Origin of the sequence: Salinimicrobium marinum (assembly GCF_014651535.1) — a bacterium.
Taxonomy (GTDB): Bacteria; Bacteroidota; Bacteroidia; order Flavobacteriales; family Flavobacteriaceae; genus Salinimicrobium; species Salinimicrobium marinum.
The window spans coordinates 89,336-101,839 of the sequence record NZ_BMXB01000008.1 but is presented as its reverse complement, the minus strand read 5'-3'; the positions used below and the strand labels follow the sequence as shown (position 1 = coordinate 101,839).

At 39.0% G+C, this 12,504-nt stretch carries 17 protein-coding genes and 3 tRNA genes; 18 read left to right on the top strand and 2 right to left on the bottom strand.

Going from position 1 to position 12,504, the window contains the following annotated elements; all coding sequences use genetic code 11:
• The first annotated feature begins 1 nt into the window (after nt 1).
• Nucleotides 2-1,237, top strand: a complete 1,236-nt coding sequence (locus tag IE056_RS11145; protein WP_189604791.1) for an ABC transporter permease — start codon at nt 2-4, stop codon at nt 1,235-1,237.
• Between the two features lie 83 nt (nt 1,238-1,320).
• Nucleotides 1,321-2,301, top strand: coding sequence for a PLP-dependent cysteine synthase family protein (locus IE056_RS11140; protein WP_189604790.1), 981 nt, complete (start codon nt 1,321-1,323; stop codon nt 2,299-2,301).
• A 183-nt stretch (nt 2,302-2,484) separates the two neighbouring features.
• On the opposite strand, the gene IE056_RS11135 is transcribed toward IE056_RS11140, so the two are convergent.
• On the bottom strand, nt 2,485-2,850 hold the full coding sequence (locus IE056_RS11135; RefSeq protein ID WP_189604789.1) for a hypothetical protein: 366 nt from the start codon (nt 2,848-2,850) through the stop codon (nt 2,485-2,487).
• Nucleotides 2,847-3,080 carry a hypothetical protein gene (locus IE056_RS11130; protein WP_189604788.1) on the bottom strand — a complete coding sequence of 78 codons (234 nt, stop codon included), beginning with the start codon at nt 3,078-3,080 and terminating at the stop codon, nt 2,847-2,849. Before IE056_RS11130 ends, IE056_RS11135 begins: the two co-directional genes overlap by 4 nt.
• A gap of 270 nt (nt 3,081-3,350) precedes the next feature.
• Here IE056_RS11130 and IE056_RS11125 point away from each other — a divergent pair, with 270 nt between their 5' ends.
• The 16 genes from IE056_RS11125 to IE056_RS11050 all read left to right on the top strand — a co-directional run bounded on the left by IE056_RS11125 (nt 3,351) and on the right by IE056_RS11050 (nt 12,395).
• Nucleotides 3,351-4,058 carry an SGNH/GDSL hydrolase family protein gene (locus IE056_RS11125; RefSeq protein WP_229793736.1) on the top strand — a complete coding sequence of 236 codons (708 nt, stop codon included), beginning with the start codon at nt 3,351-3,353 and terminating at the stop codon, nt 4,056-4,058.
• A gap of 298 nt (nt 4,059-4,356) precedes the next feature.
• Nucleotides 4,357-4,728: a DUF2851 family protein gene (locus tag IE056_RS18625; RefSeq protein WP_189604787.1), complete on the top strand. Its 372-nt coding sequence runs from the start codon at nt 4,357-4,359 to the stop codon at nt 4,726-4,728.
• A 113-nt stretch (nt 4,729-4,841) separates the two neighbouring features.
• Entirely contained in the window at nt 4,842-4,973 is a 132-nt protein-coding gene (locus IE056_RS18800) for a hypothetical protein (RefSeq protein ID WP_189604786.1), read from the top strand.
• A 10-nt stretch (nt 4,974-4,983) separates the two neighbouring features.
• The gene (locus IE056_RS18795; protein ID WP_189604842.1) at nt 4,984-5,262 is read left to right on the top strand and encodes a DUF2851 family protein; all 279 of its coding nucleotides are present in this window, start codon (nt 4,984-4,986) and stop codon (nt 5,260-5,262) included.
• 197 nt (nt 5,263-5,459) lie between these two features.
• Nucleotides 5,460-5,690, top strand: coding sequence for a PspC domain-containing protein (locus IE056_RS11105; protein ID WP_189604785.1), 231 nt, complete (start codon nt 5,460-5,462; stop codon nt 5,688-5,690).
• Nucleotides 5,691-5,847: 157 nt separating this feature from the next.
• A complete protein-coding gene (locus tag IE056_RS11100) occupies nt 5,848-7,935 on the top strand; it encodes an amino acid carrier protein (protein ID WP_189604784.1) in 2,088 nt (695 codons plus the stop codon).
• 76 nt (nt 7,936-8,011) lie between these two features.
• The gene (locus IE056_RS11095; protein ID WP_189604783.1) at nt 8,012-8,254 is read left to right on the top strand and encodes a hypothetical protein; all 243 of its coding nucleotides are present in this window, start codon (nt 8,012-8,014) and stop codon (nt 8,252-8,254) included.
• Between the two features lie 18 nt (nt 8,255-8,272).
• A complete protein-coding gene (locus IE056_RS11090) occupies nt 8,273-8,641 on the top strand; it encodes a ComEA family DNA-binding protein (RefSeq protein WP_189604782.1) in 369 nt (122 codons plus the stop codon).
• 24 nt (nt 8,642-8,665) lie between these two features.
• Nucleotides 8,666-8,818 carry a helix-hairpin-helix domain-containing protein gene (locus tag IE056_RS18790; RefSeq protein WP_189604781.1) on the top strand — a complete coding sequence of 51 codons (153 nt, stop codon included), beginning with the start codon at nt 8,666-8,668 and terminating at the stop codon, nt 8,816-8,818.
• A 78-nt stretch (nt 8,819-8,896) separates the two neighbouring features.
• Complete coding sequence (locus IE056_RS11080) at nt 8,897-10,066, top strand: acyl-CoA dehydrogenase family protein (protein ID WP_189604780.1); 1,170 nt, start codon at nt 8,897-8,899, stop codon at nt 10,064-10,066.
• A 218-nt stretch (nt 10,067-10,284) separates the two neighbouring features.
• The gene (gene rpsU, locus IE056_RS11075) at nt 10,285-10,479 is read left to right on the top strand and encodes a 30S ribosomal protein S21 (protein WP_189604779.1); all 195 of its coding nucleotides are present in this window, start codon (nt 10,285-10,287) and stop codon (nt 10,477-10,479) included.
• Nucleotides 10,480-10,570: 91 nt separating this feature from the next.
• Entirely contained in the window at nt 10,571-11,458 is an 888-nt protein-coding gene (locus IE056_RS11070; RefSeq protein ID WP_189604778.1) for a tyrosine-type recombinase/integrase, read from the top strand.
• A gap of 38 nt (nt 11,459-11,496) precedes the next feature.
• Complete coding sequence (gene hpf, locus IE056_RS11065) at nt 11,497-11,802, top strand: ribosome hibernation-promoting factor, HPF/YfiA family (RefSeq protein WP_189604777.1); 306 nt, start codon at nt 11,497-11,499, stop codon at nt 11,800-11,802.
• A gap of 98 nt (nt 11,803-11,900) precedes the next feature.
• Nucleotides 11,901-11,974 (top strand) — tRNA-Thr (locus tag IE056_RS11060).
• Nucleotides 11,975-12,167: 193 nt separating this feature from the next.
• Nucleotides 12,168-12,249: transfer RNA gene (locus IE056_RS11055), tRNA-Tyr, on the top strand.
• 73 nt (nt 12,250-12,322) lie between these two features.
• Nucleotides 12,323-12,395: transfer RNA gene (locus tag IE056_RS11050), tRNA-Gly, on the top strand.
• The last annotated feature ends 109 nt before the right edge of the window (nt 12,396-12,504 follow it).

The following is a 12,504-nucleotide window of genomic DNA, read 5'->3' as shown; positions in this document are numbered from 1 at the left end:
CTTGAATCTGGAATTTTTTATTGCTAAACGTTTAATTGGTGCTAAACAGCACAAAAGTAGCATTTCGGCTCCAATAATAAAAATAGCCATTATTGCAATAGCTATTGGGGTGATTATGATGCTGGTATCCTTTGCTACCGGTATAGGTTTGCAGGAAAAGATACGGGAAAAAATGTCTGCTTTTACCGGCCATATCGCTATTACCAGTTACGATAATAATAATTCTGAGGTTTCCATTCGTCCTGTATCTATTCACCAGGACTTTTATCCCGAGTTTACTACTGTGGACGGCGTACGACATGTGCAGGCTACAGCTTATAAAGCCGGAGTGATTCGTACTTCAACAGATTTTGAAGGAATTGTGGTAAAAGGAGTGGGTACAGATTATGACTGGAGCTATTTTGAGGATTTTCTGGTAGCGGGTAAATTGCCCGATTTTTCGGGTTCCCTGAATGCTGAAGTTTTAATTTCTGAATATATGGCTAACCGGCTTGGCTTTGAAGTTGGGGATAAAGTAGTGACGTATTTCCTGCGGGAAGAAAACTATGAAAGGACCCGGTTGGTGGCTTTCGAGGTAAAGGGCATTTATAATTCCGGATTTCAGGAATTCGATGAGCTCTATCTGGTAGCAGATATAAGACATATTCAGCGTTTGAATGGCTGGGAAAAGGATGAAGTGGGTGGTTTTGAGGTGTTTATTGATGATTTTAGTGAGATAGACCAAAAAGGGCAGGAAATTTATGAAAGCACCAGCTCGTTCCTGGACACACGCACGATAAAACAGAAATATTCAAACATTTTTGAATGGCTTTCTCTGTTCGATTTTAATATCGCTCTAATTATAGGAATCATGATCCTTGTGGCAGGAATTAACATGATCACTGCTTTACTGGTACTTATCCTGGAGCGCACGCAAATGATCGGAATTTTAAAAGCATTGGGAACCAACGACTGGAGTATTCGAAAAGTATTTCTCTACAACGCCGGATACCTCATTGTGTTAGGACTTTTTTGGGGGAATTTAATAGGCCTGGGGCTTTTGTTTGCTCAAAAATATTTTAAGCTGATTCCTTTGAATCCTGAAACCTATTATGTGACAGAAGCTCCCGTGTATATTGGCTGGGAATATATTTTAGCTGTTAACGTAGGTACTCTTGTCCTGTGTATGTTCATGCTGTTGCTCCCTTCATATATTGTAACCAGGATCTCTCCTGTAAAAGCCATGAAATTTGATTAGGTTGCTTTCTTAGCCGACGCTTCTGAAGAGGAGCAAGGCAAAAGTGGTTTTTTTTCTTACCTTTGCAGCCTTAAAATTTTGATATGGAATACGCTGAAAACATACTGGGTACGATCGGAAATACTCCTTTAGTGAAGATAAATAAATTGACTGAAGAAGTAGATGCGCTGGTACTTGCAAAATATGAAACTTTCAACCCCGGAAATTCGGCAAAGGACCGGATGGCTGTAAAAATGATCGAAGATGCTGAAGCTGCCGGACTTTTAAAACCGGGGGGAACCATTATTGAAGGAACATCCGGAAATACGGGAATGGGACTTGCCCTGGCTGCTATTGTAAAAGGATATAAAATGGTTTGTGTAATGTCCGACAAGCAGTCCAAAGAGAAAATGGATATCCTGAAAGCTGTGGGAAGTGAAGTGATCGTGTGCCCAACAGATGTGGCACCCGATGATCCAAATAGTTACTATTCTACTTCCAAAAGGTTATCTGAAGAAACACCCAATTCCTGGTATGTGAATCAGTATGACAACCTTTCTAATACCAAAGCACATTATGAATCTACAGGACCGGAAATCTGGAAACAGACTGATGGAAGAATAACCCATTTTGTGGTAGGAGTGGGAACAGGTGGAACCATCTCTGGGGTTGGGAAATATCTGAAAGAGCAGAATCCTGATATCAAGGTGTGGGGAATCGACACCTATGGATCTGTTTTTAAAAAATACCATGAAACCGGGATTTTTGATGAAAAAGAAATCTACCCTTATGTAACCGAAGGCATCGGAGAGGATATACTTCCAAAAAATGTAAATTTTGATGTCATTGACGGCTTTATGAAGGTAACTGATAAGGATGCTGCTGTTTATACACAACGTCTGGCAAAAGAGGAAGGAATGTTTTTGGGAAACAGCGCCGGGGCAGCCATAAAAGGTCTACTTCAGTTAAAAGAACAGTTTAAAAAGGATGATGTGGTGGTTGTTTTATTCCATGACCACGGAAGTCGGTATGTAGGTAAGATGTTCAATGATGAGTGGATGCGAAAAATGGGATATATTGAATAATCTTTCTTTGTGTAAATAAGAATAACACAAAGAGGGGCTGTCTAAAAGCGATCATAACCGTCATTCTGAAACAAGTTCAGGTTGACGTAAAAAGTGCCTTTTAGACAGCCTCTTTTTATAATTTTTTTCCGGATGAAAATCTCGACTGTGATTAAAAATTTGAGTTATGGGATGGGAAAAAATTCAGGAAATTGTCTTCTGTTCAGGCTTTTCTTGCAGAAAATAGAAAAGTAGGGCGCCAAGAAAATACATTACAACATCTGTAAAATCTGCAGTGTAACGTACCTTAACTTTGGGTAAGTAAAGTTCAAAATAAAAAGCATAAAAAGCAGCCATTGAAAGAACGGTAAAAAGATCTAATCTAATGGAGTGGTCTTTTTTAAGGAACTGCATTGCCAGTAGACAAACAGTGAGAACAATGGGTAAACAGATGAAATCTTTTCCGTAGAAAAGGATCCAGTCTGGGAGGCTTATGTTTAGAAACTGGTGGAATTGTATGATCAGGAAAGCGACTATAAAAAAAGCAAAGGAAATAAAGATTCGGTTCATAACAGGAATAAAGCGGCTATGAAAGCAAGTCCGGCGCCTATGATCATTACCCCGAGCCATACAGAAAACCCTACCTTTTTCAAGATCTTCATAAACCCTGATTCGTTTTTTTCCTTAAGATCATTTTCCGGCTTCGGTTCTAGTTGGTCATGCTCATTTACCGGAATTTCTTCTTTAGTAGATTTACCAGTGCCGCGATTTTCAGAAGTGGGATTATTATTGTTTTCCATCGTCATTCATTTTCTCCTTTCCTTATGCTGCAGGACTTTTGCCTGGAGAAAAAGATATTGAATTTCCATCAATTAAAGGGTCGGGAACTCTTTTTTAACCATGCATTAAGAATCCATATCTCAGCAGGAGAAGCAGGAAATGACGCAAACTGAATGATCCCGGAGGAATGATTCTATATATAAGATTTAATTATAACTATGAGGTTAATAGCTCTTGATAATTTTCTTCGGAAGAAATGACTTATTTTAGTTTTTAAAATCTGTATTAAAATGATAAAATTTGGTGCTGTTTGTATATTGTTTTTTGTATTCATGGGATGTAACAGCAATTCTGAATTAAAGAGTGTGCCCGGTGAACTGGAACCTGTTCAAAAGGAAGTAAGTTTTCTGGCGTTGGGAGATTCGTATACCATAGGAGAGAGTGTGGAAGAATCTTCCCGCTGGCCGGTAAAATTAACAGAGGAATTAAGGGGCAAAGGTTATAAAATGCAGGATCCTCAAATTATTGCCAGGACAGGATGGACCACCGAAAATCTTCTGTCTGCAATGGAAGAACAATTGACGGGAGAGGAGCAATACGATTTGGTTTCGGTACTAATTGGTGTTAATAACCAGTATCAGGGGAAATCACCCGATGCCTACGAGCAGGATCTGAACGAAATTTTTAGGCAGGCGATTCATTTTTCTGTTGAGGGAGAAGAAGGGGTTTTTGCGGTAAGTATTCCCGATTATGGAGTGACTCCTTTTGGAGCATCCAATGCGGAAGAGATCGCGAAGGAAATAGATGAGTTTAATGCCATTTTTGAAAAAGTCGCAGGAGAGTATAATATAGATTTTTACAATATTACTCCTGTTTCAAAAAGAGCAAAAGAAGAGCCGGATCTAACTGCTGATGATGGTCTTCATCCAAGTGGCAAAATGTACGGCTTATGGGTGGAGAAATTTATTGAGGAAGTGGCCGGAAAATTAGAACAATAAGCCCTCGCTTTCCACATTTAACATCCCAAAGGTTAATTCCAGGGTATGGGAGAATAAGAATGGTTTTTATTTTTAACATTTTAAAAATAGAATCGTATAAGTATTTGTGCTATTTTTATTTGATGCACGAAGAATTTCTCCAATACGTGTGGCAATTTAAAAAGTTCAGGTTTAGTGAAGCATTTACTGCCTGAGGGTTACCTGTGACTATAGTCGATTCTGGAACTTTAAATAATCATTCCGGCCCCGATTTTTTTAATTCCAGGCTCAAAATTGTTAGCAGTTATGGGCGGGGAATGTGGAGATCCATATTAATTCTTCAGACTGGTATGTGCATGGCCATAAAACAGATTCAAATTATGATAATGGAATTTTTCATGTGGTGTGGAACAACGATGCCGATGTTTTCCGAAAGGATAATTCTGTAATTCCGGTGTTGGAGCTGGGGGATTTGGTAGAAGAACATACTTTCATGCAATACAGAGAGCTCATGAAACAACCTTCCGGAAAATGGATCAAATGTGAAAATGATTTTGGTTCTTCTGATAGTTACCACCTGGATCACTGGCTGAAAAGGTTATATTTCGAAAGGCTTGAAAGTAAATCTGCAGTAGTCTTTAAGATGCTGAAAGCTTCTTCCATAACTGGGAAGAGGTACCTTTTAAGATGATCATCTGTGAATGGTGAGGCTTTTTACAGCCTGGCTCATTCTATTCTATTTTCCGTAGTAAGGAAAATTAAAATAAAGTAGGACTGGAAGCGCTGTTTAAGGGGCAGGCAGGAATGGTGGATCAGGAAATACAGGAGAGTTCTTATCAGAAATTACAGGCAGAATATGATTGTGTAAAGCACAAGTATAAACTGAACAGGGAAAGGATTTACTGCTGTAAAATTTGTCCGTTTACGACCCGATAATTTTCCCAATATCCGGCTGGCACAACTCACTTCTCTTTACACCAGGAAAACCGGATTATTTTCTGAAATATTAAACGCCAAAAATAATAAAGATTTCTACCGGTTTTTTGAGGTTGAGGTTTCCGAATTCTGGGAAAATCATTACACTTTTCAGAAACTACATAAACCTAAGAAAAAGCCGCTCACCATAAGTTATATTGATTTGATCATCATCAACACGCTCATCCTTCTTAAGTTTGTTAAGCAAAAATGCAGGGGGAAGATCATAATGAAGAGATCTTCCAAATGATTTCGGAGATGAAAAATGAGGAATATCAAACCATTAGAAAATTTGAATCGCTGCGACCCAAATCTGCCATCAATGCCTTACATTCACAGGCCTTAATTCAGTTAAAGAAAAATTACTGTGGCCTGAATAGGTGCGTTCAATGTAGTTTGGGAGTAAAATTATTGCATCGGGAGAAGCAAATTTAATATCTTTGAGGTATGCTACGATTCGTAAACAACATTCGGCATTATTTTGAAAGACACGGTTTCTACGTTTCTTCGCGCTTTGCCGATAAGCTTGGGATGCGTGCAAAATATGTACGCTTGTTCTTTATATATCTTTCTTTTGCCACTTTCGGGTTTGGTTTTGCCATTTATCTTACCCTCGCTTTTCTCCTCAAGTTTAAAGATATGGTTTATGCCAAGAGAACTTCTGTCTTTGACCTGTAATGAGGAATTTCTCGATGGGAGTCGTAAATCTTATGTAACTCCCATGCAGCTTAACGTTTTGTTTACAATTTAACTCCATAAAATTTGAAAACGTTAATTTTTTTAGCATCTTGCTTCGCCTATTTAGGATCCTTACAAAAACAATTAATCTAAACTTATGAGAAAGTACTTACTTTCATTTTTATTTACTATTTCTATTGTTTCACTTTATGCACAGGAGTTGCAGGTAAATGCAGACGTAGTAAACCCTTCCAAGATTATTAATGATGGATATGTTGAATTAAATGTTACAGGAGGAACTCCTCCATATCAATACAAATGGTCCAATCAGGAAACCCCATTAGACTCTCCGAGAACCGAGAACCTTATTGAAGGAGTACCCTATTCGGTAACTGTAACCGATGCTGCAGGGAATGAAATCGAGCAGGAATACAAAGTAAAGGCTGAAGCCATTACAGAACATTTTAATGGAACCTTCGCACCCATAGTAGAAAGTATGGGCGCAGTATTGTTCTGGGACCCTTTTTCTGCCATAGGCGTTTATGATCCTATTGTTTATGCCGACTTGCGCAGAGTTCCCGCGCCGGGATGGTCTGCTACAGAAGATGCAAAATATACACTTCAGGAATGGATGGTTGCTGAAGGCACCCAGGTTGAAGAAGGAGATTTGATTGCAGTGGTCTCTAAAGATGGTGAACAAATCAATGCCTATGCTAACGCAGGGGGGGAAGTAAAGTACCTTGTAAAGGAAGGTGGCGTAATTTATAATTCTGAAAATAAAGAGCATGTTATTGAGCAGGGAGCACAGTATCTTGCGGCTATTGAATATGATGAGCCGGTGCCTTTGACCCATCCCAATGGAGATCCTCAGCAGAAGAATATTCCTTTTATTGTGGTCTGGCTTTTATTTGGAGCATTGTTTTTTACCATAAAACTTGGGTTCATCAATATTAGAGGATTCAAACATTCCCTGGATCTTGCCCGTGGTAAATATGATGATCCCGATGCACCGGGACAGGTAACCCACTTTCAGGCCCTGGCGACTGCAGTTTCAGGAACTGTAGGATTGGGAAATATTGCAGGTGTGGCAGTGGCTATATCTCTTGGTGGGGCAGGAGCCACTATGTGGATGATCATCGCTGGTTTATTAGGGATGTCATCAAAATTCGTGGAATGTACATTAGGTGTAAAATACAGATTCATTAATAGTGAAGGTCGTGTATTTGGTGGTCCTATGAACTATTTAAGGTATGGTCTTGAGAAAAGAAATAAAGGATTTTTAGGTAAAATATTAGCGGGACTATTCGCTATTCTTGCTATAGGGGCTTCTTTTGGTGGTGGAAATATGTTCCAGGCCAACCAGTCTTTTGTTATTCTTGCTGGAGAATTTCCTGCGCTTGTTGGAAATGGATTCTATTTTGGACTGGTAGTAGCAGTTTTGGTAGGAATCGTTATTATTGGAGGTATTAGTAGTATTGCCAAAGTAACCGGAAAAATAGTTCCGGTAATGGCAGCGGTTTATATCGTAGGTGCTTTGGTCGTGATTGGTGTCAATATTGGAAATATAGGTCCTGCTTTTGCTGCCATTTGGGATGGTGCCTTTAGTCCCAGTGCTTTAAAAGGAGGGGTTATAGGGGTGCTGATTGTAGGTTTCCAGAGAGCTGCTTTCTCGAATGAAGCCGGGGTTGGTTCTGCTGCGATCGCTCACAGTGCTGCGAAAACTAATAATCCTCCTTCTGAAGGTTTTGTGGCATTATTGGAACCATTTATTGATACCGTGGTAGTGTGTACCTTGACGGCGCTTGTGTTGATCTTTACTGGAATGCATGAAGTAGAAGGAGTTGGAGGAGTAGAATTGACTTCCAGTGCCTTTGGTAGTGTGATTTCCTGGTTCCCTTATGTGCTTGCAACAGCAGTTTTCTTATTTGCTTTTTCTACCATGATCTCCTGGTCTTATTACGGCATGAGAGCCTGGACTTACCTGTTCGGGAAGAGTAAGAAAATTGAATATGTATACAAATTTTTATTCCTTGTTTTCGTAGTAATAGGAGCATCAGTGAGTCTTGGAGCAGTACTTGACTTCTCAGATATGATGATCCTGGCGATGTCTTTCCCTAACATCATCGGGCTTTATTTAATGTCTGGTGAAGTGAAGACAGACCTAAAGGAGTATCTTCGAAGGCTTAAAGCAGGTGAGCTTTTTCAAAAGCCGGGTAAGAAAAAAGAGGTTAGAAAAGCTTCTTAATCTTTAATAAATAATGAGAGGCTTAAAATCCCATTTCGTTTTCAATAGAAGTCAGCGAAATGGGATTTTTCTTTAGGTGCTCATAATCATTGTTCTTCAGGTGAATTTTTTCTTTAACGAATTTTCTTCGGGAGCCACTGTTTCTCCAGAACAGGAGAAAAAGATAACTGAATTTCAAAAACAAATAGATTCGGTTAAAAAGCAAAATTCCTTCAGGGATTCTACTGAAGTATTTCCTTTCAATCCTCATTATATTACAGATTACAAAGGCTATTCCCTGGGAATGTCTGTTGGGGAAATCGGCCGGTTGCATTCCTAAAGAGCTCTGGATAAATGAGTGAATACGGCTGAAGATTTTCAAAAGGTAACAGGGGTATCCGATTCTATACTGAAGCAAATGACTCCGTTATTTACATTGCTGGAGTGGGCGACGCGCTCACAGGAACGGGCATCTACCAATGGAAAGAACTCTCTTCCCTTTGAAAAATTGGATATTAATCAGGTTACACCCGAAGATCTTCGGAAGATGAACGGAGTGGGAATCGTGCTTTCGCAAAGAATTGTCAATTACAGGGAAAGTCTTGGTGGATTTAATCAAGAGATTCAGCTAAAAGATCTGTATGGTTTGTCTCCCGAAGTAGTGGAAAGGATTTCCCGGCAGTTCACTGTGCGGGAACCTGTAGTGAAAAAGCAGGATCTCAATTGAATCTTTCTTATTTCGCTTTCTGAAATGCCTAATTTAAATCTTGAATTAGCGTGGAAGGTGATGAGCTACAGAGACAAGAATGGGAAAATAAGTTCTTTTGAGGATCTGACAGATATAAAGGGTTTTCCGCGGGACAAAATACAAAGAATTAAATTATATTTGAGCATTGAGCAATAAATCGGAGTTTATGGATCATTTGTTGTGAATCCTATATGCGAACATCCGGTTTAGAAAGGGAAAAAACAGATATAATTTATGAATAGCAGGTATTTTACAGAAGAACACGAGCTTTTTAGAAAAAGTTTTCAGGAATTTTTGCAGAAGGAAGTAGTTCCGCATATTGAAAAGTGGGAGAAAACCGGTACGATAGAAAGATTCATCTGGAAGAAGTTCGGCGAAATGGGATATTTTGGATTAAAGTATCCTGAACAATATGGAGGTTTAGGACTGGACATCTTTTATACAGTGATCTTTCTGGAGGAGCTTCAGAAAATAAATTCCGGCGGTTTTGCTGCGGCAATGTGGGCTCATTCCTACCTCGCCATGACGCATGTCAATGCAGAAGGAGATGAGGAAATCAAGAAAAATTACCTTACTCCAAGTGTTGAAGGAGATAAAATAGGCTGTTTATGTATTTCGGAACCTTTTGGGGGAAGTGATGTGGCAGGTATGAAAACCACGGCGGTTAAAAAAGGAGATAAATATGTGATTAACGGATCCAAAACCTTTATTACCAACGGAGTCTATTCAGACTATCTGGTGGTAGCCGCAAAGACAAATCCGAAGGCTCATAATAAAGGAATGAGCATTTTTATCATGGACAGAGAAACCCCCGGGATTTCTGCAACCAAACTTGATAAATTGGGATGGAGAGCATCAGATACTGCAGAAATTGCTTTTGATAATGTGGAGATTCCTGCCAAGAATTTAATGGGTGAGGAAGGAAAGGGGTTTCCATATATCATGCAGCATTTTGCTTTCGAAAGGCTTATCATGGGGATCAATGGCCATGCACGAGCCGAATTTGCACTGGATTATACGCTGAACTACATGTCTGAAAGAGTTGCTTTCGGAAAGACAATCGATAAATTTCAGGCGCTGCGACATTCTATAGCAGATATGGCCAGCGAAGTGGAGATGTGCAAAGAATTCAATTATTCGGTAGCCGATCGTCTTGGAAAAGGTGAGTATGTGGTGAAAGAAGCAAGTATGTCTAAGCTGCTTTCTACAAAAATTGCAGATAATGTAATTTATCAATGCCTGCAGTTCCTTGGAGGGTATGGTTATATGGAAGATTATCCTTTGGCAAGAATGTCCAGAGACAGCAGGCTTGGGCCTATTGGCGGCGGAACTTCAGAAATCTTACGTGAAGTGATCGCTAAAATGGTTATTGATAAAAAAGAATATAAACCGGCGGCGAAATAATTTTCAGTTAATGGTGAATGGTTAATTGGGAATGAAGCCAGGAAATTTATAGAAGAAATCGTTTTGGATTTTAAATTCCAGCTCTCAATTCTTTTCAGGAAATCAATCTTTTTTCCCAGGCATAAATTTTTTTCAAATTAATTTAAATATAATTGTGAGTTTGCAATATTGAGTTATCTTTGCAGCCTTAATAATTTCTAAAGAAAGGAGGTGACACTATGTTAATTATACCAGTTAAAGACGGAGAGAATATTGATAGAGCGCTGAAGCGTTTTAAACGTAAATTTGATCGCACAGGAACTATGCGTCAGTTAAGAGCACGTCAGGCATTCACAAAACCGTCAGTAGAACGTAGAGCTCAAGTCCAAAAAGCGCAGTACATTCAGCACTTAAGAGATCAGGAAGAGATCTAGTATCAATTCCTAAGCACTACATCTTAGGTATACACTATATTAACTGTTGGTAAGCTAAAGTTTAATAACTTTGTTTGCTAACAGTTTTTTTATGCCCTTAAACCACTTTTTTGAATATCTTCAGTTAGAGAAAAAATGCTCGGCTCACACGGTCACAGCTTATAGGGCAGATCTCACCGAATTTTCTAACTTCATTTCTTCGGAATATGAACAGGAAGGGATCGGGGATGTAAATTATCCTCAAATCCGGAACTGGATTGTATTGCTGGTGGAGAAAGGTCTTTCCAACAGGACAATTAACCGAAAGGTTTCTTCGCTAAAAGCTTACTTTAGATTTTTACAAAAAACAAAGCAGCTGGAGGTTTCTCCGCTAGCAAAGCATTCGGCTTTAAAAACATCCAAAAAGATCCAGGTGCCTTTTTCTGAAAAAGAAGTGGAAAACGTGCTTCAGAACTTTGACTCTAATTCCTTTGAAGGATTGCGGGACAGGTTGATCATAGAAATGTTCTATTCCACAGGAATCAGGCGTAGTGAATTGATCGAAATTAAGCTACAGAACATAGATCTGGAAGGTGGCGTTCTCAAGGTAAAGGGAAAGAGAAATAAGGAGCGGTACGTTCCTTTGCTGGCCTCTGTAGTAGAAACTTTTAAAACTTACCGGGAAGCAAGAAAATCAATTGAAAATGCACTTTCACAGGGGTATTTATTTTTGACTTCGAGGGGCGTTAAAATGAACGAAAGCCTTGTTTATAGATTAATTAATAATTATTTTAGGGGAGTCTCGAGTAAGGTAAAGAAGAGTCCGCACATACTGCGACATTCTTTTGCTACTCACTTGTTGAACCAGGGAGCCGATTTAAATGCGGTGAAAGAACTTTTAGGACATTCCAGTCTTGCTGCTACACAAGTTTATACACATAGTAGTATGGCGGAATTGAGTAAGGTTTATAAAAACGCACATCCCCGGAACAAAAAGTAATGACTCTGGAATAATTGTTTAATTAAACTTCAAGCATTATGAAAATCAATTTTCAATCCGTCAACTTCAATGCAGATCAAAAACTGGTTAATTTCATTCAGGAAAAACTAGATAAACTGGAAAGTCATTTTGATAACGTCATTCATGCCAATGTATACCTGAAAGTTGAGAATACAAATAACAAGGAGAACAAAATTTCAGAAATTTTATTAAGTATTCCTGGTGAAGGAGTCATTTGCAAAAAGAAGTCAACGAGATTCGAAGTAGGTGTGGATGAATGTGTTAGTTCATTGCAGCGCCAACTCAGAAAAAGGAAGAAAAAATTTAATGCTAATGTTGCCTGATTTTTCTGAAGAAAAAGTTTTGGAAACTAAAATTAATTTATACATTTGCAGTCCGTTTGAAAAAGCGGACTTTTTTTGTGAAAAAAAGTAGGTTATAGGCCGATGTAGCTCAGCTGGCTAGAGCAGCTGATTTGTAATCAGCAGGTCGTGGGTTCGAGTCCCTCCATCGGCTCTGAAATATTGAAAGAATTAATTTTTCCCGGGTGTAAAAACCTGATTATTAAATAAAAGAAAAATTAATTCAAAATAATCTAAAAATGCTTTGGATGGTGCTGTAAAATTCAGTTAATTTGCAGCCGTTAAAATCATCATAAAGCAGAGTCGTTTAAAGCGACTGCGGTTCTATGAAATACTGGAATACCAACGGGGAGATACTCAAGCGGCCAACGAGGGCAGACTGTAAATCTGCTGTTTTTAACTTCGCAGGTTCGAATCCTGCTCTCCCCACAAATTAAATTCCAAATAACAAAGTTCAACAACCAGATTGAAATTTGGTGCTTGAGGCTTGGGATTTGAAATTGCGGGAGTAGCTCAGTTGGTAGAGCGTCAGCCTTCCAAGCTGAATGTCGCCGGTTCGAACCCGGTCTCCCGCTCAAAGCTTTCTAAAGGAAATTAATGAAAATTGTTTTTTTTCTGAGTTGAAAGCAAGGCGAGTAGCCTAGCCTGAAGAGCTATTTTGAAACGGCTTTTTAGAGTAAATAT